We start from the raw sequence: 18,693 nt of genomic DNA on the forward strand, positions 1-18,693 counted from the left end.
TAAACCGTGACGGCGCTCACTTCCGTCGGCGGCACGCACTTCACGCGCGGCGCACCGCGGGGCCGTCAAGGGTGCGGGGACTCGCCCACGACAGGGTGACGGCAGGGTCGGACACCGGCCAGCTGACGGCCGCCACCCACCCGGATGCCTCGTGCACATGCGGGTCCATCGCACGGCCCGGCCATTAGGCTGCGACCTGCCCGCGCGGACGACGGCGTCCGCCCGTCCCGCGCGCGCCGAGCCGCCGTCGACGGAAGCGAGTTGAACCTTGAACTTCCTTACCATCGGTCACCGCGGGGTCATGGGTGTCGAGCCCGAGAACACCCTCCGTTCCTTCGTCGCCGCGCGGGACGCCGGCCTCGACCTGATCGCACTCGATCTGCAGCTGAGCAAGGACGGCGCCCTGGTCGTCATGCACGACGCGGAGGTGGACCGTACGACCGACGGCACCGGACCGATCGCCGACAAGACCCTGGCCGAGCTGCGCGCCCTGGACGCGGGCCGGGGCGAGCGGGTGCCGGTGTTCGAGGAGGTCCTGGACGCGGTGCACACGCCGCTGCAGGCCGAGATCAAGGACGTGGCGGCGGCCCGGGCCCTGGCGGCGGTGATGCACCGGCGCGATCTGGTCGGGCGTGTGGAGGTGTCGTCCTTCCACGACGACGCGGTCGCCGAGATCGCGCGGCTGGTGCCGGGCGTGCGCACGGCGCTGGTCGCCAGCCGCTACGGCACGGACGTGGTGGAGCGCGCGGTCGCCGTCGGCGCGGCGACCGTCTGCCTCAACATCCGCCGGCTCACCCTGGAGGTCGTCGAGCACGCCCGCGCGTCCGGGCTGCGGATCATCGGCTGGGTCGTCAACACCCAGGATCATCTGCGGCTGGTGCGCGCCCTGGAGCTGGACGGCGCGACGACCGACTTCCCGGAGATCAAGCGCACCGGGCGCTTCACCGCGTAGGGCCCCCTCGCGGGGGCGAGCTCACGCGAGCTTCTTGACCAGCAGCTCGAACTGCAGGTCCGCGCGCTGCGGGATGCCGAACCGCTCGTCGCCGTACGGGAAGGGGCTCATCCTTCCCGTACGGCGGTAGCCGCGGCGCTCGTACCAGGCGATCAGATCGTCGCGTACGGAGATCACCGTCATGTGCATCTCGGTGACGCCCCAGGTCTCGCGGGCCCGGCGCTCGGCCTCCGCCATGACCGTCTTGCCGAGGCCCGCCCCCTGCAGGGTGGGGCTGACCGCGAACATGCCGAAGTAGGCGTGGTCGCCGCGGTGTTCGAGCTGGCAGCAGGCGACGATCCGGCCGTCGTGCTCCACGGTCAGCAGCCGGCTGTCGGGTGACTTGATCACCTGCAGCACGCCCTCCGGGTCCGTGCGCTGGCCCTCCAGGATGTCCGCCTCGGTGGTCCACCCGGCCCGGCTGGCGTCCCCGCGGTAGGCCGACTCGATCAGCGCGACCAGCGCGTCGACGTCGGCGTCGGTGGCGTCGCGGAAGGTGGGTCCGGTGGCGGCGGTTTCCATGAGGCGGCCTTTCGGTCTCGGGCGTGGCAGAGCCAGGGTCGAGAGTAACCCTGCCCTAGGCTCCGCCTGCATGGTGCACGTACTCAGCAGCCGGACCCTGCTCACCCCGACCGATCCCGAGCGCTCCCGGGCCTTCTACGGCGAGCAGTTGGGGCTCGCCGTCTACCGCGAGTTCGGTACGGGTCCCGAGCGCGGGACCGTCTACTTCCTCGGCGGCGGTTTCCTGGAGGTCTCGGGGAGGTCCGAGACGCCGCCGTCGCCCGCGGTGCGGCTGTGGTTGCAGGTGGACGACGTGACGGCCGCGCACGAGGAACTGCGCGCGCGGGGCGTCGGCATCGTCCGGCCGCCGGTGCGGGAACCGTGGGGCCTGGTCGAGATGTGGATCGCCGACCCGGACGGCACCCGCATCGCCCTGGTGGAGGTCCCCGCGGACCATCCGCTGCGGTACCGGCCGGGGATCTAGGGGATTTCGTTTGGATCAGCCCGGGTGTCCGTGACACCCGGCACGGCACCTCGCCGCGTTGTCGGATCACCCGAGTACGCCCCGTACGCGGGTGACCCTCCGCCTCGCGATGCAGCGCACCGCGCCGCACGCCGCGGCCTGATCCGGCCTGATCCAAACGAAACCCCCTGGCGTCCGGCCTCGCCCTCGGGCCTGGTCCCGGCCGTGAGCACGGGGCCGTCGGCGACCGGCAGCGAGGGCAGGCACTCGGCCTGCGGCGTCGCCGCCAGGGCCCGCGCCCGGTGCTGCGGGTCCTGCGGGTCCTGCGGGTCCTGTGCCAGGGCGCCGCAGCCCCTCGGCCGGGCCACGCCTTCGGGGCCGTACGGCCCCTCCCGGGTCGGCGTCGACGTACGAGACCTGCGGGCCGCACCGCCCACCGCGCCTCGCCGAGGGCTCGCAGCCGCCCCGGCCGAGGTCGCGGCGCGGGCCAGTGGTGCCGTCGCGCTGGCGCCCGTCCCGGTGCCGGACGGTCCGCGCATCGCGGTGCTGCGCGATCCGCAGGGTGCGGCGTTCGGAGTACACCGGGCCGGTGAGGCGGGCTGAGCGGCGCCCTTGCCTTCGAGAGCACTCCAGCCCCTAGCGTCGCACGCACCACCTGCCGGAAAGGGAAGCACACGTGCGATACACACTGTTCGGACGGACCGGCCTGCGCGTCAGCGAGCTGGCGCTCGGCACGATGACCTTCGGGGAGGACGTGGGCTGGGGTGCCGACAGCGACACCTGCGCCCGGATCCTCGACGCGTACGCCGACGCGGGCGGCAACTTCGTCGACACCGCGAACAACTACGCCTCGGGCAGCTCCGAGCGGATCCTCGGCGAACTGCTGGCCGGGCGCCGCGACCGGTTCGTGCTGGCGAGCAAGTACACCTGCGGCACCCACGACGGCGACCCCAACGCCGCGGGCAACCACCGCAAGAACCTCGTGCAGTCGGTCGAGGAGAGCCTGCGCCGGCTGCGCACCGACCGGCTCGACGTGCTGTGGGTGCACGCCCGGGACAACTTCACCCCGGTGGAGGAGGTGATGCGCGCCCTGGACGACGTCGTGCGCGCCGGCAAGGTGCTCTACGTAGGGGTGTCGGACTGGCCGGCCTGGGAGATCGCCCAGGCCAACACCGGTGCGGAACTGAGGGGTTGGACGTCCTTCGCGGGCTCGCAGCTGCGCTACAGCCTGCTGGAGCGCACCCCGGAGCGTGAACTGCTCCCGCAGGCCCGGGCGTTCGACCTCGCCGTGTTCGCCTGGGCGCCGCTGGCGGCGGGCAGGCTCACCGGGAAGTACCGGCGCAAGGAGCGGGGCCGGCTGGACGTACTGGGAGAGCGGCCGGCGGCGTGGGAGGAGGACGTGATCAGCGTCGTCCTGGACGTCGCCCAGCAGGGCGGCTGGAGCCCGGCGCAGGTGGCTCTGGCCTGGCTGCTGGGCCGGCCCGGGAACGTCGTACCGATCGTCTCCGCCACGAGGCCGCAGCAGCTGGCCGACAACCTCGCGAGCACCGGGGTGCGGCTGGACCCGGACGCGGTGAAGCGGCTGGACGAGGTGAGCGCGGTCCCGTTGGGCTTCCCGCACGACTTCCTGCGCGAGCCGCCGGTCACCCGCAACGTCTACGGCGACCGCTGGCCGGACATCCAGGACCGCCGCTCGACCTGCCGGCGTACGGCGCACGACGTGCTCTAGGCGCGCAGCGTGCCCGTGCGGCCCTCCAGGTGACTCAGCAACTCGGCCAGCAGACCGGCGAGTTCACCCTGGCCCGCCGGGGGCAGCACGGACAGAACCGTTGTTTCGTAGGCGAGTTGCTCCGGCAGGATGCCGTCGACCAGGTCGCGGCCGGTGTCGGTGAGGCGGAGGTGGGCGACACGCCGGTCGCGGGTGTCGCCGCGCCGCTCGACCAGACCGCGTTCGGTCAGCTGCTTGAGCCGCTTGGTGACGGCGGCCCCGGAGGAGAAGGTCTCCCGGGCCAGCTCCCCCGGGGTCAGCTCGTGCCCGGTGCGGCGCAACGCCCCCAGCAGGTCGAACTCGGGACGGCTGAGCCCGGCCCGGCGCAGCGGCGCGTCCTCCGCCTGCTGGAGCAGCGCCGCGCAGCGGTTGATCCGGCCGATGACCTCCATGGGCCCGGTGTCCAGCTCGGGGTGGACGGCCTGCCACTGCCGGACGACGGCGGCGACGGTGTCACGACGGCCGGCGGTGCCGCCGGGGCCGGTCCCGGGCTGGGTTCCGCGCGGGGCGGAGCCCGTGTCGGGGGCGGAGCCCATGGCGGGAGCGGGGCCCGTGCCGGACGTGTTCTCCGCCGGCGTCCGTTCGCCGTTCGTCGCCGTCATGGCCGTATGTCCTCCGTCGCTCTGCCCGGGGCTCGGCCCTGATCCTGGTGCCGGCCCGGGTTCTGGCCCTGGTCCTGGGTGCGCGGTACGAACCCCTGGTGTCGTACCGTCGCCGCGAGCGTACGGTGTCCGGACTGTTCGGCGAGCGCGACCCGCTCCTCGGGCAGGGTGCGCTGCCACCACTCGCCGGACACGGCGTCGGCCGTGGCGCGCAGGTCGACGAGGGCGGCGGCGAGGGCACGCCGCGCGGACTCCAGGGCGCGGGGTGCCGGGTGGGGTTCGGCCAGCAGCCGGGCGGCGTTCTCGCGGGCGCGTTCCGCGGTCGTCAGCGCGTGGTCGAGGCGGTCGCCCGCACGCCGGTTGGTGACGGCGACGGCCGCGACGAGGCCGACCAGCGCACCCACCAGGGTGTCCGCGACCCGCTGGGTGATCAGTTCGGCCGGATTCTGGGCGCGGGCGAACTCGGTGACGAGCAGGGCCATGGGCGTGACGCAGACGCTGCCCAGCCAGTAGTTGCGGCCGATCAGCGCCTCGGCGCCGAAGTTCAGGGCCAGGGTGCACAGCACCAGGGCGGCCGGGTGGAGGTGGGCGAGGGGGGCGAGTGCGGCGAAGAGCAGGACGCCGACGACATTGCCGACGACACGCTGGATGCCGCGGCTGAAGGTGAGGGTGACGTTGGCCTGGTAGAGGGAGGCGGCGGTGACCAGGGCCCAGTACGGGCGGCCCACCCCGAGCGCGAGGGAGGCGTAACCGGCGAGGGCGCAGCCGGTCGCGGTGCGCAACGCGATCGGGGCGAGCGGGGCGAGGCGGTGCCGCAACGAGGGCCGTGGGTGGGAGGGTTCGGCGTCCACGCCGAGGGGTTCGTCGGCGGACTCGCACGGGGAGCCGGCGCGTGGTATCAGGCCGGTGCCGCGGAGCTCGCGGGCCCAGACGCGCAGCCGTGCGGGGTCGGTGTCGGCCGGGGCGGCGAGGGCGACCTCGGCGCGGACGAGGAGCCGTTCGAGCGCGCGCCGGGTGCGGTCGGGCCGGGCCCCTGCGGCGAGCAGCGACTGCCGGGCGGCGTGGACGGCGGCGGCGGCCGCGGCCCGGGCGTGGCCGTCGGCGCTGCCGCGCGTGTCGGCGTACCCGGCGGCGGCGTTCAGGGCCAGGGCGGTGGCGCGGCGCTCGGGACCGTGCGGGCGGAGCAGTCCGGGCGCCATGCCGACCAGCCAGGCCCAGGCGCCGGCCGCCAGGGCCAGCCCGACGTGGGCCGGCACCTGGTCCACGGTCTGCGGCGCGAACAGCGAGGCGGAGGTGATGAAGGTCAGCACCACGTTCGCGGGCGGTCCGAGCCGGGCGGCGTCGCACGCTGTCTTCTGGACGGCCGCCATGACGGCGCCGACGGTGACCAGGACGACGGGATCGGAGGTGAGCGACGCGGCGAGCAGGGACACGGCGAGGCCGCCGACCATGGCGAGCACCACCCGGGCGAGGAGGCGGGCGCGGGCGGCGTAGGGCCTGCTGTGGCCGTAGAGGGCGCACAACGACCCGGCCATCGTGTACATCGCGAGGTCGAGGCGGCCGAGCGCCAGCAGGGTCAGGTTGGGCGGGGCGACCGCGGCGACCGCACTCAGCGCGGGCTTGAACCAGATGTCGGAGGGCCGTCCGAGACGGAGCACTCCGGCGAGGGGAAGCAGGTGGCGGGTCGCACGGCTCATGGCATCAATTTAACATGTGTTTTACTCGTAAAATTCCTCGGTCGACACACACCCACGGCGCGTTCACCTGCCGCGTTCCGGCGAGTGCTCCCCGTATACACCCTTGCGCTCGCGTGCGCTCCGCTTGCCGTGGGCATCGCATCCTCGACCCACCGTCGAGCGGGGAGGTGCGTGTGCACGGACCGGTGCCGGCAGCGTGGCTGCTGGTCGCGCTGTGCGCCGCGACCGGCGCGTACTGCCTGCTGCGGATGCGCAGCGGTGTCGAGGAGCAGCGCCGGGCCGCGGGCGGCGAGGCGCTCATGGGGTTCGGGATGGCCGTGATGGCCGTTCCGGCGGCGGTGTTCACGCCGCCGGGCTGGGCGTGGCCGGTGTACGCGGCCGTGTTCGGCGCGGCGGCACTACGCGCGCTGTGGACGGCGCGCGCCGCCCCGCGTCATCTGCACCACCTCGTGGGCGCCGCCGCCATGGTCTACATGGCGGTCGTGATGGCCGCGGCCCCGGCCGGCGCGCACCACGCACACGGCGGCACCGGGGTGCCCTTGCTGACCGGCGTGCTGCTCGCGTACTTCAGCGGGTACGTGCTGCTCGCCGGCGCCCGCCTGGTGCCCGCCGCCGTCACGGTGGCCGGGGCCGGCGGCGCGCCTGCCGGCTGGGGCGACCGGCCGGAGCTGGCGCGGGCCTGCCGGCTGTCCATGGGGATCGGGATGGTGGCCATGCTGCTGACCATGTGAGCCGTGGGCGCCCGGCGCGGGTGCGTTGTCTGCGTCACTTCGGTGGCGCGGACCGTACCCGTCAGCGGCCTCGCGCTCATAGGGTGCTGACCATGATGGTCCCCGTGACCCTGCTGCTGCTCGGCGCCCTGACCGCCGTCGTCGCCCCGCGGCTGCTCGCCCGGGCCGACTGGCCGGACCGCGAACCGGTCGTCGCCCTCTGGGTGTGGCAGTGCGTCGTGGCGGCCGTGCTGCTGTGCTGTCTGCTGTCGATGACGCTCAGCGCGTCGGCGGCCTGGCAGGCGGTCCGGGGGCAGGTCTTCGCCCGGGCTCCGCGCGCCGTCGTGGACGCCTACGCCCTGGGCACGGCCGGGCCCTGGGCGGCGGCCACCGCCGTCCTGCTCGCCGCCGGCGGCCTGTGGAGTCTCGCGATGCTGGTGCGCGAGGTCGTACGGGCCCGTACCCGGCGGCGCGCACGGCGGACCGAACTCCTCGTGCGGGCCCCGCTGTTGCCGGGCGAGGAGCCGGCGAGCGGCCGACTGGTGGTACTGGAGGGCGAGCGGCCCGACGCCTGGTGGCTGCCCGGTACGGCACCCCGGCTGGTCATCACGACGGCCGCGCTGCGCCGCCTGAAGGGGCGTCAACTGGACGCGCTCCTCGCCCATGAGCAGGGGCACGCGCAGGCCCGGCACGACTGGCTGCTGCACTGCTCGGCGGCGCTGGCGGGCGGGTTCCCGCAGGTGCCGGTGTTCGCGGCGTTCCGCGACGAGATGCACCGGCTGGTCGAGCTCGCCGCCGACGACATGGCCTCCCGGCGCTTCGGCCGGCTGACGACCGCGCTGGCGCTGGTCGAACTCAACGAGGAACGGGGCGTTTTCGGGCCCTGCCCCACCCCGCAGGCCCATGTGCCGCAGCGTGTGCACCGACTGCTGACTCCTCCGGACCGGCTCCCCGCACTGCGCCGGCTGCGCCTGACGGCGGTCGCGGCGCTGGTGCCGGTCATCCCCGTACTGGTGGCCCTGGTCCCCGGCTTGCGGGCCCTCGGCTGAGCCCGACCGCACGACAGGAGGCCGCACGAGCCGGCCGGTTGGTGGCCCCGGGCCGCCCGGTCGACGAGGATCGCGGTATGCGCCACAGCCCCGCCCCGCTCCGGCCCCGCCCACACACCCTGCGCACCACCGCACTCCTCGCAGCCGCCCTCGGCATGTGCTGCGGGGTGCTGTCGGTCCTGGTCGTGATCCACTGGCACCCCCTGCTCGGCTTGGACGGCGGCATCTCCCGTACGACCCACCGCTGGGCGGTCCGCGACCACGTGCTCACACATGTCTTCCGGGTGCTGACGGACTGGGTCTGGGACCCGCTGACCATGCGCCTGACGGGCGCGCTGGCCGCGGTGTGGCTGGTGTGGCGGCACGCCGCCTGGTGGACGGCGCTGTGGCTGGCGGCCACCGTGACCGTGGCGGGGATCGTGCAGCAGACGGTCAAGGACGCCGTCGGCCGGCCCCGCCCGGTGTGGCCGGATCCCGTCGACTCCGCCCACTACGCGGCCTTCCCCTCCGGTCACGCCATGACGGCCACCGTGGTCTGCGGACTGCTGCTGTGGCTGCTGCACCGATTCGGCGCGGGCCGCGCCCGGTGGCGTACGGCCGTGGCGGTGGCCGTGGTCTCGGTGGTGGGCGTGGGCGTCACCCGGGTGTGGCTGGGCGTCCACTGGCCCTCGGACGTGCTCGGCGGCTGGCTCTTCGGGGCGTTGCTGGTGACCCTGGCCGTGGTGGTGCACGAGTGGCCGCGCCGTCGCCACGCCGATACGTCCGCCGACGGGCCCGGATAGGGTCGAGCCCATGACTGCCGTGTTGTTCGATTTCTCCGGGACGCTGTTCCGCGTCGAGTCCACCGAGTCCTGGCTGCGTGCGGTACTGGCACAGACCGGACACACCCTGCCCGAACCCGAACTGCTGGACACCGCACGGGCCTTGGAGGAGGCCGGTGCGCTCGCGGGTGGCGCGAACCCGGTCGAACTGCCGGAGGATCTGACCGGGGTCTGGGCGGTGCGGGACGAGAGCGCGGAGCTGCACCGGGCCGCCTACACGGGCCTGTCCCGGCGGGTGCCGCTGCCCGACCCCGGGCTGCACGACGCACTGTACGAACGGCACATGACGCCCGCCGCCTGGGTCCCGTACCCGGACGCCGCCGAGGTGCTGCGCACCCTGCGCGAGCGCGGGATCGGTGTCGGCGTGGTCAGCAACGTCGGCTGGGACCTGCGGCCGGTGTTCCGCGAGCACGGCCTGGACCCGTATGTGGACGCGTATGTGCTGTCGTACGAGCACGGCGTGCAGAAGCCGGACCCCCGGCTGTTCTCCGTCGCCTGTGCGGCGCTGGGCGCCGATCCGCGGCAGGTGCTGATGGTCGGGGACAGCAAGGAGGCGGACGGCGGCGCGACCGCGCTCGGCTGCCGGGTGCACTTCGTCGACCACCTGCCGGTGGCGGACCGGCCCGACGCGCTGCTTCCCGTGCTGGATCTGGTGGGGTGAGGTCCCGGGGCTGCCGGCGGACCGGCCGGCCGTCCTGGGAGCTCGGCGAAAAGGACTCGTTCCGGTACCGTCCGTCTGAGACGATCCCCCGCGTCGCCCCAGACGGACGGCAGCCCTGGACAGGGCGGCCCGCGCACGGCGGCGCCCCCTGCGATGAGTATAGTTGGCTGGCAGCCAGTCAACGCAGGAGTTACAGGATGTCCCCGCGCAGCGCCTCGGTCAATGAAGAGTTGCGGCGACGTTCCCGGGAGCGGCTGTTGCAGGCCGCCGTGGAACTGGTCGACGAGCGCGGCTACGAGGCGACCACCTTGGGCGACATCGCGGACCGGGCCGGGTCGGCGCGCGGACTGGTGTCGTACTACTTCCCCGGCAAGCGCCAGTTGGTGCAGTCCGCCGTGCACCGGCTGATGCACCGTACGCTGGAAGAGGCGCTGGAGCGGGAGCCGCGCACCGAGGACGGCCGGGAGCGGCTCGCCCGGACCATCGACGCGATCCTTGGTCTGGCCCGCGACCGGCCGGTGCTGATGCGCCAGCACATGGCGGGGCTGCTGCAGGCGGAGGGCTTCGTGCAGTGCCCGGAACAGCGCCGGCTGTCGGAGCTGCTCAGCGACACCGTCGCCCGGTACGGCTCCGACGACGTCTTCGCCGACTATCAGCTGCTGCGGGCCCTGTTGATGGGCGCGGTGTACTCGGCCCTGGTGCCGGGGGTGCCGATGCCCGTTCCGGCGCTGCGGGCCGAACTGTTCCAGCGGTACGGGCTCGACTGGGAGTCGGGGGTGCCGCCGGAGAGGGTGACGGGCGGCGAGGCGCGGGAAGAGGACCTGTCCCGGTTCTTCGCCACGGAAGAGCGTCCCAGCCACCCGGGTCAGCCCAGTCACCCCTGAGGACCGCCGCAACCCGCCTCAGTCCCGACGCGCATGACGGGGTGTCAGGTAACCGGCGTCCCGCGCCTGGGCGATCAGCCTGAGGGAGCGGCGACGGCTGTGCCCGGTCGCGCTCATCACGGCGAGCACCGGGTCAAAGCCCTGCTGCTGGGCGGCGCGGTACTCCTGTGCGACGAGCCGCCGGCCCTCGTTGCCACGCGGCCAGCCCGACCGGGCACGGCGCGGCCCCGTGCAGTGCAGCGCGCTCTCCTGCTCGCCGCCGGCTTCCGGTTCGCGTTCCTGGCCGTCGGCTTCCGGTTCACGGTCCGGGGCGGCGGCCGGCGGAGCCTGCTCCATGCCGACGGCTTCCGGCGCATGCTCCGTGGCGGCGGCTTGCGGCGCATGCTCCGTGGCGGCGGCTTGCGGCGCGTGCTCCGTGGCGGAGGCTTCCGGAACTGACTCCGTGGCGGCGGCTTGCGGAACGGGCTCCGTGCCGGCGGTGTCCCGTTCCCGCCCCCCGCCGGCGGTGTCCCGTTCGTGCCGCTCGTCCGACCGCCGGTCGCCCCCGTCCTCGTGCGACCGCTCCACCGCCACCCCGCACGACTCCAGCAGCGGCGCCTCGATCCAGTGGGCGAGGACCGTCAGGTCGGTGAGGGACAGGGCCGGCTGCGCGCTGACGTCCTCGATGGAGACGCGTCCGTCACGCAGGACGGCCAGGGCCTCGACGCGGGCGCCGTCGGGGAAGGCCAGCAGGACCTGGTACCAGGACGTCGTGCCGCCGTGCTCCCGCACCTTCCACGCGGGCCACACGGATACGGCGCCGTCCTCCGCGTTCCGATCAGAAAGATCAAGAAAGGATGCTTCTAGCACACACGGAACGTAACCGCATGATCGCATTCCATACGAACGGACACGCGTCGGCGTCACCCCGCCGGCCCCTGCCGTCGCGGCCCCGAGGGTGCCATGCTGGAGCCGTCCGCACACCCTCCTTCGGGCAAGGAGTACCGCTGTGCTGCGTGTCGCCGTCGTCGGTTCGGGGCCGAGCGGGTGCTACACCGCCCAGACCCTGGTTCAGCGGGACCCGGGAGTGTGCGTGGACGTCCTGGACCGGCTCCCGTGCCCCTACGGCCTGGTCCGCTACGGTGTCGCTCCGGACCACGAGAAGATCAAGTCGCTGCAGGGCAGCCTCAGAACGGTGCTGGAGCACGAGCGGGTGCGCTTCCTCGGCGGGGTCCGGGTGGGCGGCCCGGGCGGACTGCCGGTGGAGCGGCTGCGGGAGCCGTATCACGCGGTGGTGTACTGCGTGGGCGCCGCCACCGACCGCCGGCTGGGGATCCCGGGCGAGGAGCTGCCCGGCAGCTGGTCCGCGACCGACTTCGTGGCCTGGTACAGCGCGCACCCGGACGCGGCCGACGCCGGATTCCTGCGGGGGGTGCGGTCGGCCGTCGTCATCGGCGTGGGCAACGTGGCGGTGGACGTGACCCGGATGCTGGTCCGGGGTGCCGCGGAGCTGCGCCCGACGGACATCCCCCAGGCGGCGCTGGACGCGCTGGCGGCGAGCGGGATCACCGAGGTGCACATGGTGGGCCGGCGTGGCCCCGCACAGGCCCGCTTCACCACCAAGGAGCTGCGCGAGCTGGGCACGCTGCCCGGTACCGAAGTCGCCGTCGACCCGGCCGACCTGGCGCTGGATCCGGCCGACCCGACGGCGTTGCCCGCCGGACAGCGCCGCAATCTGGAGGTGCTCCGCGACTGGGCCGCCCGGTCCCCGGCCCGTGCCGTCCGGCGCGTCGGCCTGCGGTTCTTCCTGCGCCCCGTGGAACTGCTCGCGGACGGAGGCCGGGTGGGTGCCGTGCGCTTCGAGCGGACGGCACCGGACGGGCACGGCGGGGTGACGGGCACCGGCCGGTTCGAGGACGTTCCCGCCCAGTTGGTGCTGCGCTCGGTGGGCTATCGCGGAGTGCCGCTGGACGGGCTGCCGTTCGACGCGGCGAGCGGCACGGTGCCGAACGAGGCCGGACGCGTCGTACGCGACGGTGTCCCCTCCCCGGGCGAGTACGTAGCCGGGTGGATCAAGCGCGGCCCGACGGGTGTCATCGGCACCAACCGGCCCTGCGCCAAGGAGACGGTGGCGTCCCTGCTCGCGGACGCGCCCGCGCTGCTGGACAAGCAGCTGCCGGAGGATCCGGTGACGGCGCTGCGCGCGGCCGGGATCGAACCGGTGCCCTGGGCGGGGTGGCTGGCGATCGAGCAGGCCGAGGCGGCACTGGGCGCGCGGCTGGGGCGGAGCGTGGTCAAGCTGGCCGACTGGGACGCGCTGCTGACGGCGGCCCGGTCGGCGTAGCGCCACGCCCGGCCGCGCGGTGGCATGACCTGGTGACATGGCCGGGGACATGACACACGCCGGCAACAGAGCGGAAATCAACAAACTGTTCAAGGCCCTTACGGTCTCGTCCTGTTCGGATGCCACTCCCCCCGCCGCTGACGGAGCCCCCATGACCACGACCGCGGACGTCCACCCCGTTGACGAGATCCCCCCGGTACGGCAGTTGGCCGTCTTCGGGTTGCAGCACGTGCTCGCGATGTACGCCGGTGCCGTCGCCGTGCCGTTGATCGTGGGCGGCGCGATGAAGCTGTCATCCGCGGACCTGGCGTATCTGATCACCGCCGACCTGCTGGTGTGCGGGATCGCCACGCTGATCCAGTGCGTCGGCTTCCGGCGGTTCGGTGTCCGGCTGCCGATCATGCAGGGCTGTACGTTCGCGGCCGTCTCGCCGATGGTGCTGATCGGGACGACGGGCGGCGGGCTGCCCGCGATCTACGGCGCGGTGATCGTCGCAGGCCTTGTGATCATGCTGCTCGCGCCCGTCTTCGGCACGCTGTTGCGCTTCTTCCCGCCGCTGGTGACCGGCACGGTGATCCTGGTCATCGGGCTCTCCCTGCTGCCGGTGGCGGGCAACTGGGCCGCGGGGGGCGCCGGTGCGAAGGACTTCGGCGCGCCGAAGAACCTGGCACTGGCCGCCTTCGTGCTGCTCGTGGTGCTGGCCGTGCAGCGGTTCGGGCCCGCCGCGCTCGGCCGGATCGCCGTCTTGATCGGCATCGCGTCCGGTCTCGCGGTCGCCGTGCCCTTCCACTTCACCGACTTCAGCGGGGTCGGGGACGCCGACTGGGTGGGGATCAGCACGCCCTTCCACTTCGGGGTGCCGCGGTTCAAGGCGTCCGCGATCGTGTCCATGCTGGTGGTGGCTTTGGTGACGATGACCGAGACGACGGGTGACCTCGTCGCCGTGGGCGAGCTGACCGGACGCAAGGTGCAGCCGCGCTCGCTCGCCGACGGGCTGCGGGCGGACGGTCTGTCGACCGTGCTGGGCGGGGTGTTCAACACCTTCCCGTACACGGCGTACGCGCAGAACGTGGGCCTGGTCGGCATGACGCGGGTGCGCAGCCGCTGGGTGGTCGCGGCGGCCGGCGGGATCCTGGTGCTGCTCGGCCTGCTGCCCAAGCTGGGCGCGGTGGTCGCGGCGATCCCGGCGCCGGTGCTGGGCGGAGCCGGACTCGTGATGTTCGGGACGGTCGCGGCGAGCGGGCTGCGGACGCTGGCCCGGGTGGACTTCCGCGGCGACGGCAATCTGACGGTGGTCGCCGTGTCGGTGGCGATCGGCATGCTGCCGGTGGGCGTGCCGACGGTCTACGAGAGGTTCCCCGACTGGTTCCGGACCGTGATGAACAGCGGCATCAGCGCGGGCTGTCTGACCGCGATCGTGCTGAACGTGCTCTTCAACCACCTTCCGGCGAAGGCCGGTTCGGATGCGCTCACCGAGTCGGCCGGTCTGCCGGTCGGTGGCGGCGGCCAGGAGGCTGCCGAGCACCCCCGGGAAGGGGCCGCCTAGATCGGCGCCAGCCTCACGTCAGGGGAGATCGGACAGGGAGGTCACCGCGGACAGCCCTTGGGCGCGTCCTGGTCCAGGCTGCCCGGATCGGGTTGAGTTGAGGACGTAGGCCCGGCACTTCAGGCACTTCTGCGGCAGGCCACCGGCCCGCGCCTCCCGAAGCCGCCCGACCGGGCCCGTTCGCCGCACACCCCCGACGACGACCGACCGCGCACCCCGACGACGACCGACCGCCCACCCCTTCGCCGCGCACCCGGCAGCAACCGACCGCCCAGCCCCTCCACCCCACACCCCGGCAGCAACCGATCGCCCCACCCCCCTTCGCCGCGCACCCGGGGAGTCGGGCAGGCCGTGTCGCCCGGCGCTCAGCCCGGCAGCAGGCGGCCGACCGTCTCCTCCAGGCGCGGCAGCACCCGCTGGCCCGCCAGGGCCAGGGCGATCGCCGCGAGGACGCCGGCCCAGCCGACCGGGCCGAGCGGGGTGCACCCGACCGCGTGGCTGACACCGGGGGTCTGCACCGCCGCGACCAGCGCCACGGCGGAACCCAGGCAGGTGATCTGCACCAGGCGGCTGTCGCGACGGTCCAGCCACGTCTGCACGAGCTGGGTGCCGACCACCCCGCACAGCGCCATCGTGCCGCAACGGCGCGCGCTGCCCGGCGTGAAGCGGCCGATCAGCCAGGCCGTCACCGCACCCAGGCAGGTGGTGAGCGCGCGGTGCCGGATCTGCCGGAGCAGGGGTGCGCCGAGCACGGCGGAAGCCTCCTCCGGGGATCCGCTGCGGGTGCGCACGGTGCCGGGTGTGTCGTCCTTCTCGGTCACGGCCACCGCCATCGACGGGAACAGGTCGGTGAAGAGGTTGACCATGAGCATCTGCCGGGTGGACAGCGGCGCCCGGCCGGACAGCAGCGTGCCGAGGATGCCGAACCCGACTTCGCCCGCGTTGCCGCCGATCAGGATGGCGATGGCGTCGGCCACGCTGTGCCACAGTGCCCGGCCCTCGCCTACCGCGTCGATCAGGACCGTCAGATCGTCGTCGGTGAGCACGATGTCGGCGGCGTTGCGGGCGGCGGCCGAGCCGCGCGCGCTGATGCCGACGCCGATGTCGGCGGCGCGGATGGCCGCCGCGTCGTTGGCACCGTCGCCCACCATGCCGACGACCCGGCCCGCGTCCCGCAGCGCCTCGACGACCTGGAGCTTCTGCTCGGGCGCCACCCGGGCCACCACGCCCGCGTCCCGCAGCATCCGGGCCCTGGCCGCCCGGTCCGCCGCCGCCAGCTCGTCCCCGGTGACCACGACGGTGTCCTCGGGCCAGCCCAGATCGGCGGCGATGGCCCGGGCGGTCTGCGGGTGGTCGCCGGTGAGCATGACCGGTCGTACGCCCGCCTTGTTCAGCCCCGCCACCAGCGCCGTGGACGTCTCGCGCGGTACGTCGGACAGCGCCAGCAGTCCGGTGAACTCCAGATCCCGCAGCGGCTGTTCCAGGACGTCGGCGGCCTCCTGTTCGGTCGCGTCGAGCCGCCGTTCGGCCACCGCCAGCACCCGGAGGCCGTCCGCCGCCAGCGCGTGGGCCGCCTCGGCGGCGTGCTCCGGGAGGCCCGAGCAGGCCGGCAGCACGGTCTCGGGAGCACCCTTGACCACGAGCACGAGCGGTCCGTCCCCGGCCCGGCCGACGGCGGCGGCGTATCCGCGTGCCGCCTCGAACGGCAGATCCGCGAGCCGCGTCCAGTCCGGGTCGGCACCGGCCGCGGCCAGCACGGCCTCGTCGGTGGCGTGCACCGGACGGTCGCTGCCGCCGTCGAGCTGCGGGCAGGCACGCGCGGCGGCCCGTACCGTGTCGGCGGACCCGTCGTCGTCCACCGCGCGAACCGTGCCGTCGGCATCGGAGGTGCGCACCAGCCGCAGCCGGTTCTCGGTGAGTGTGCCGGTCTTGTCGAAGCAGATGGTGTCCATGCGCCCCAGCGCCTCCAGCGTGCGCGGGGTGCGGACGAGGACGCCGCCGCGGCTGAGGCGCCGGGCGGCGGCCAGCTGCGCCACCGTGGCCACCAGCGGCAGCCCCTCCGGTACGGCCGCCACGGCCACCGCCACCCCACCGCTGACCGCCTCCCGGATGGGGGTGCCGCGCAGCAGCGCCAGTCCGGTGACCGCTCCGCCGCCCGCCAGTGTCAACGGCAGGGCCTTGCGGGTGAGTTCCTGCAGCCGGGCCTGGACACCGCCGGCCGGGGGCGTACGGGCGGCCAGGTGGACGGCGCGGGCGGCCTCCGTGCGTTCACCGATGTCGACCACGACGGCCCGTGCCTGGCCCGCCACCACGGTCGTCCCCTCGAAGACCATGCAGCGCCGGTCGGCGACCGGGGCGTGCGGGGTCGGGTCCGTCTGCTTCTCCACCGGGAGCGACTCGCCGGTCAGGGCCGACTCGTCGACCTCCAGACCATCCTGCCACAGCAGCCGGGCATCGGCGGGCACCACGTCGTCCGCCTTCAGCTGGATCACGTCACCCGGATGCAGCTTGCCCGCCTCCACGGTGCGCGTGCCGCCCGCCGGTGCCTCCGCCTCCGGCGGCACGAGACGCGCCTTCTGCTGCTGGTCGGCGACCAGTCCGGACAGCGCCCGTTCGGCGCGCAGCCGCTGGACGCCGCCGACCAGGGCGTTCAGGTCGAGGGCGCCGACGACGAGCAGGGCGTCCACGACCGAGCCGAGGATCGCGGACGCCGCCGACCCGACGGCGAGGACCGGGGTGAGCGGGTCGTGGAGTTCGCCGCGTACGGCCCCGCCGAGCCGGTAGGACCAGCGCGCGGGCGCGGCGAGCGGGTGCCGGGCGACCCCGGCGGCGACCCTGCGCGCGCGGGCGGTCAGGGTGTCGGACTCGGTGCTCTCGACGGCGGGTTCGTGCTCCAGCCGCTCGCGGGCCTGCTCGGGGTCCAGTTCGTGCCAGTGCACGCGCGGACGCGGGTGCGGGGGCCGGGCCGCCGCCACGCCGAGCGCGGCCCTGATCCCGGAGAGCAGGGCCGAGGCGGCGCCGGCGTCGACGGGGGCGTGCCGCATCCCGGGCAGTGCGGCGAGTCGTCCGTGACCGCCGCCCGACTCGCCGACGGCCACCAGGAGCCCGGAGAGCGCGGCGCCGGAGCGGGCGAGGGTCTGGGCGTGCCGGCCGACCATGCGGGCGGCCGGTATCGCGATGAGCACCCGCCATACGTCGGGCAGCCCGTGCAGGGCCAGGAGGTCCGCGCCCCAGACCACGGCACCGTCCTGGTCGGTGAGGGCGAGGGCCAGGTCGGCGGCGCGCAGCCCGGCCAGGACCCCGTGGTCGTCGGCGGAGCGCACCCGGGCGACGGCGAGCACCGTGCCCGCGTCGCCGCGGGCCTCGTACACCACGTCGTCCAGCGGCCGGCGCGCGTCCACGACCTGGTCGGCGAGACCGGTGAAGTCCTCCAGGGCGGGATCGTCCACGAGCACCACCCGCAGTCCCGCCCGACGGGCCGCGTCCAGGACGGGTTCGGCCCACGGGTCGGCCTCGCCGTCGTCGGTGCGCAGCACGCTGGGGTGCAGCACGACCGTGCCGGCCATCTCCAGCTGGCGCAGCCGCTCCGGGGCGCGCACCAGCACGCCGGTGCGGGCGAGCGCCGCGCTGAGGACGGCGTGGAAGGCGGCGGGGCCGTAGCGGGCGGCCTTCGGCGAGCCGGCGAGGACCGCCTCCGCCGCCTCGGTGCCGTTGTGCTTGACCAGGAAGGTGGCCGCGGCGCCGAGGACGCTGCCCGCGGAGGCGTGGGCGGCGTACTCCTGGGCCGGGGACTCCCGCAGCGGCGGCCGGCCAGCGCCGTCCGCCGGGAGGCTGACGCGGCCCGGCGCGCACAGCTGGTCGTGCACCGCGTCGAAGGCGGCGGCGCGGGCCACGGTCTCGGCCACCTGGCAGGCGCGCAGGACGCCGTCGAGCACGAGCGAGGTGGGGGTCTGCCCTGCGCCGTGGGCGGCGGCGTTCGCGCAGGCCAGCACGAGGTCCATGCGGGTGTCGCCCAGCCGGGCGCGCAGCCAGGAGCGAAAGCGCGGATTCTCCCGCAGCAGTGTCACCACGGCCGTGACCTGGCGCGGGAAGGGGGGCAGCCGGAGCGAGTAGGCGGTGAGCGCGGCGCCGATACCGACCGCGTCGGCGGCGAGCGTGGCCACGGCGGCGCGCACCCCTGCCGGATCGGCGGGGTGCGTGGTCTCCTCCACGTCGTCGGCGGACAGCAGCAGTCCGTGCCGCTCGGCCAGTTCGGCGGCGTGTTCCAGCACCTGGTCGGCAGCCTCCTCGCCGGTCGCCGTCACCACCAGGCGCGCCAGTCCCTGGTCCCAGTAGGCGACGAGCACGTCGGGCCGTTCGGCCAGCGCCTCGGCGATCCGGCGTGCCAGATGGGCCGTGCCGCCCGCGTGCCGTACGTGCTCATGCTCCGCGGGACGCAGGGCCAGGTGGGCGCGGGCACCGGCCCGCCAGTGGTCGCCGGCGCCGGGCAGCGCGTTGCGGGCGACCCGTGTCACCCGTACGGCGGCCTCCGCGCCGCGCACTCCGGCGCGCGCCGTGCTCGCGGCGGCACCGGCGGCCACCCCGACCGCCGGCGCCGCCGCCCGCGCCAGCAGCCGTGGTGCGGCGGGCAGCATCCGTACGGCGGCCGAGGGCGCCGCCAGCAGTCCGAGGACCATG

Annotated in this window: 16 protein-coding genes; 11 read left to right on the forward strand and 5 right to left on the reverse strand. The window is 74.6% G+C overall.

Annotated elements, in window-relative coordinates; translation table 11 throughout:
- The first annotated feature begins 268 nt into the window (after nt 1-268).
- Complete coding sequence (locus tag ACWC94_RS11360; protein WP_450796277.1) at nt 269-952, forward strand: glycerophosphodiester phosphodiesterase; 684 nt, start codon at nt 269-271, stop codon at nt 950-952.
- 21 nt (nt 953-973) lie between these two features.
- Here ACWC94_RS11360 and ACWC94_RS11365 read toward each other — a convergent pair whose 3' ends face one another.
- Complete coding sequence (locus ACWC94_RS11365; RefSeq protein WP_450796278.1) at nt 974-1,513, reverse strand: GNAT family N-acetyltransferase; 540 nt, start codon at nt 1,511-1,513, stop codon at nt 974-976.
- A 70-nt stretch (nt 1,514-1,583) separates the two neighbouring features.
- Between ACWC94_RS11365 and ACWC94_RS11370 the strand changes: the two genes are divergently transcribed.
- The 3 genes from ACWC94_RS11370 (at nt 1,584) to ACWC94_RS11380 (ending at nt 3,684) form a co-directional block, all read left to right on the forward strand.
- Nucleotides 1,584-1,976: a VOC family protein gene (locus ACWC94_RS11370; RefSeq protein WP_450796279.1), complete on the forward strand. Its 393-nt coding sequence runs from the start codon at nt 1,584-1,586 to the stop codon at nt 1,974-1,976.
- Between the two features lie 204 nt (nt 1,977-2,180).
- On the forward strand, nt 2,181-2,558 hold the full coding sequence (locus ACWC94_RS11375; protein ID WP_450796280.1) for a hypothetical protein: 378 nt from the start codon (nt 2,181-2,183) through the stop codon (nt 2,556-2,558).
- Nucleotides 2,559-2,631: 73 nt separating this feature from the next.
- The gene (locus ACWC94_RS11380) at nt 2,632-3,684 is read left to right on the forward strand and encodes an aldo/keto reductase (protein WP_450796281.1); all 1,053 of its coding nucleotides are present in this window, start codon (nt 2,632-2,634) and stop codon (nt 3,682-3,684) included.
- Here ACWC94_RS11380 and ACWC94_RS11385 read toward each other — a convergent pair.
- A complete protein-coding gene (locus ACWC94_RS11385; RefSeq protein ID WP_450796282.1) occupies nt 3,681-4,325 on the reverse strand; it encodes a MarR family winged helix-turn-helix transcriptional regulator in 645 nt (214 codons plus the stop codon). The genes ACWC94_RS11380 and ACWC94_RS11385 overlap by 4 nt on opposite strands.
- Complete coding sequence (locus tag ACWC94_RS11390) at nt 4,322-6,022, reverse strand: FUSC family protein (protein WP_450796283.1); 1,701 nt, start codon at nt 6,020-6,022, stop codon at nt 4,322-4,324. Before ACWC94_RS11390 ends, ACWC94_RS11385 begins: the two co-directional genes overlap by 4 nt.
- Before the next feature lie 173 nt (nt 6,023-6,195).
- Here ACWC94_RS11390 and ACWC94_RS11395 point away from each other — a divergent pair, with 173 nt between their 5' ends.
- The 5 genes from ACWC94_RS11395 to ACWC94_RS11415 all read left to right on the forward strand — a co-directional run bounded on the left by ACWC94_RS11395 (nt 6,196) and on the right by ACWC94_RS11415 (nt 10,147).
- Nucleotides 6,196-6,753: a DUF5134 domain-containing protein gene (locus ACWC94_RS11395; RefSeq protein ID WP_450796284.1), complete on the forward strand. Its 558-nt coding sequence runs from the start codon at nt 6,196-6,198 to the stop codon at nt 6,751-6,753.
- Between the two features lie 92 nt (nt 6,754-6,845).
- A complete protein-coding gene (locus ACWC94_RS11400; RefSeq protein ID WP_450796285.1) occupies nt 6,846-7,781 on the forward strand; it encodes a M56 family metallopeptidase in 936 nt (311 codons plus the stop codon).
- 77 nt (nt 7,782-7,858) lie between these two features.
- On the forward strand, nt 7,859-8,563 hold the full coding sequence (locus tag ACWC94_RS11405) for a phosphatase PAP2 family protein (RefSeq protein ID WP_450796286.1): 705 nt from the start codon (nt 7,859-7,861) through the stop codon (nt 8,561-8,563).
- 10 nt (nt 8,564-8,573) lie between these two features.
- Nucleotides 8,574-9,263: an HAD family hydrolase gene (locus tag ACWC94_RS11410; protein ID WP_450796287.1), complete on the forward strand. Its 690-nt coding sequence runs from the start codon at nt 8,574-8,576 to the stop codon at nt 9,261-9,263.
- A gap of 197 nt (nt 9,264-9,460) precedes the next feature.
- Nucleotides 9,461-10,147 (forward strand): TetR/AcrR family transcriptional regulator, encoded by a 687-nt coding sequence (locus tag ACWC94_RS11415; RefSeq protein ID WP_450796288.1) that lies wholly within the window; start codon nt 9,461-9,463, stop codon nt 10,145-10,147.
- A gap of 18 nt (nt 10,148-10,165) precedes the next feature.
- On the opposite strand, the gene ACWC94_RS11420 is transcribed toward ACWC94_RS11415, so the two are convergent.
- Nucleotides 10,166-11,023 carry a DUF6214 family protein gene (locus tag ACWC94_RS11420; protein WP_450796289.1) on the reverse strand — a complete coding sequence of 286 codons (858 nt, stop codon included), beginning with the start codon at nt 11,021-11,023 and terminating at the stop codon, nt 10,166-10,168.
- A gap of 112 nt (nt 11,024-11,135) precedes the next feature.
- On the opposite strand from ACWC94_RS11420, the gene ACWC94_RS11425 reads away from it, so the two are divergent.
- Both ACWC94_RS11425 and ACWC94_RS11430 read left to right on the forward strand, forming a co-directional pair.
- Nucleotides 11,136-12,470: an FAD-dependent oxidoreductase gene (locus tag ACWC94_RS11425; protein WP_450796290.1), complete on the forward strand. Its 1,335-nt coding sequence runs from the start codon at nt 11,136-11,138 to the stop codon at nt 12,468-12,470.
- 151 nt (nt 12,471-12,621) lie between these two features.
- Nucleotides 12,622-14,016 carry a nucleobase:cation symporter-2 family protein gene (locus ACWC94_RS11430; protein WP_450796291.1) on the forward strand — a complete coding sequence of 465 codons (1,395 nt, stop codon included), beginning with the start codon at nt 12,622-12,624 and terminating at the stop codon, nt 14,014-14,016.
- A gap of 365 nt (nt 14,017-14,381) precedes the next feature.
- On the opposite strand, the gene ACWC94_RS11435 is transcribed toward ACWC94_RS11430, so the two are convergent.
- Nucleotides 14,382-18,692 carry an HAD-IC family P-type ATPase gene (locus ACWC94_RS11435; protein WP_450796292.1) on the reverse strand — a complete coding sequence of 1,437 codons (4,311 nt, stop codon included), beginning with the start codon at nt 18,690-18,692 and terminating at the stop codon, nt 14,382-14,384.
- Between the last annotated feature and the right edge of the window lies 1 nt (nt 18,693).

The sequence above is a fragment of the Streptomyces sp. NPDC001135 genome (genome assembly GCF_053598395.1).